The following is a 530-nucleotide window of genomic DNA, read 5'->3' as shown; positions in this document are numbered from 1 at the left end:
ACACCATCGCCATCTGTATCTGGATCTAATGGATCGGTCATATTACCATCTGGATCTGCTGGAGTATCTGGATCGTCTACACCTGTAGTCTCCTCTTCATTATTCAGTCCGTCACCATCACAATCTAGATCATTCCATTCGTTACTCGCATCGACTGTTTGACTTCCGATATCTAAACTACAAGGATCATTTGGATCCGTACCATCGTTCGCTTCATCACCATCGGTTACTCCGTCTCCATCCGTATCTGGATTCTGTGGATCGGTCATATTACCATCTGGATCAGCTGGAGTACTTGGATCATCTACACCTGTAGTCTCCTCATCATTGGTTAATCCATCATCATCACAATCTAAATCTCCATACTCCTCACTTGGTGTCTCTGTCTGGTTATCTACAATTAGATCACAAGGATCATTTGGATCCGTTCCATCATTTGCTTCATCACCATCGGTTACACCATCGCCATCTGTATCTGGATCTAATGGATCGGTCATATTACCATCTGGATCTGCTGGAGTATCTGGATC

The 530-nt window shown here is 44.0% G+C and carries 1 pseudogene; it reads right to left on the bottom strand.

What is annotated here, in order from left to right:
• Positions 1-530 (bottom strand): annotated as a pseudogene (locus Q1A01_RS23675) (hypothetical protein); the annotation flags it as partial.

Source organism: uncultured Dokdonia sp., assembly GCF_947492815.1.
Taxonomy (GTDB): domain Bacteria; phylum Bacteroidota; class Bacteroidia; order Flavobacteriales; family Flavobacteriaceae; genus Dokdonia.
The sequence above is the reverse complement of the archived record's forward strand: the minus strand, read 5'-3'. Positions and strand labels throughout refer to the sequence as shown.